This window comes from Variovorax sp. CAN15, from assembly GCF_030462475.1.
In the GTDB taxonomy this organism is placed as follows: domain Bacteria; phylum Pseudomonadota; class Gammaproteobacteria; order Burkholderiales; family Burkholderiaceae_C; genus Variovorax.
The window spans coordinates 1-631 of the sequence record NZ_JASMRZ010000193.1 but is presented as its reverse complement, the minus strand read 5'-3'; the positions used below and the strand labels follow the sequence as shown (position 1 = coordinate 631).

General features: G+C 63.1%; 1 pseudogene. It reads right to left on the bottom strand.

The features are described from left to right. Positions 1-631 (bottom strand): annotated as a pseudogene (locus QMO14_RS33340) (hypothetical protein); the annotation flags it as partial.

The window sequence follows — 631 nt, the reverse complement described above, 5'->3', positions numbered from 1 at the left end:
GTGGTGCTGACGTTGGTGGCGCTCAGCGTGTTGATCGTGCCGTTGCTGGCGGTCAGATCGGTGGTGCTGACGTTGGTGGCGCTCAGCGTGTTGATCGTGCCATTGCTGGCGGTCAGATCGGTGGTGCTGACGTTGGTGGCGCTCAGCGTGTTGATCGTGCCGTTGCTGGCGGTCAGGTCCGTGGTGCTGACGTTGGTGGCGCTCAGCGTGTTGATCGTGCCGTTGCTGGCGGTCAGATCGGTGGTGCTGACGTTGGTGGCGCTCAGCGTGTTGATCGTGCCGTTGCTGGCGGTCAGATCGGTGGTGCTGACGTTGGTGGCGCTCAGCGTGTTGATCGTGCCATTGCTGGCGGTCAGATCGGTGGTGCTGACGTTGGTTGCGCTCAGCGTGTTGATCGTGCCGTTGCTGGCGGTCAGGTCCGTGGTGCTGACGTTGGTGGCGCTCAGCGTGTTGATCGTGCCATTGCTGGCGGTCAGATCGGTGGTGCTGACGTTGGTGGCGCTCAGCGTGTTGATCGTGCCGTTGCTGGCGGTCAGATCGGTGGTGCTGACGTTGGTGGCGCTCAGCGTGTTGATCGTGCCGTTGCTGGCGGTCAGATCGGTGGTGCTGACGTTGGTGGCGCTCAGCGTGT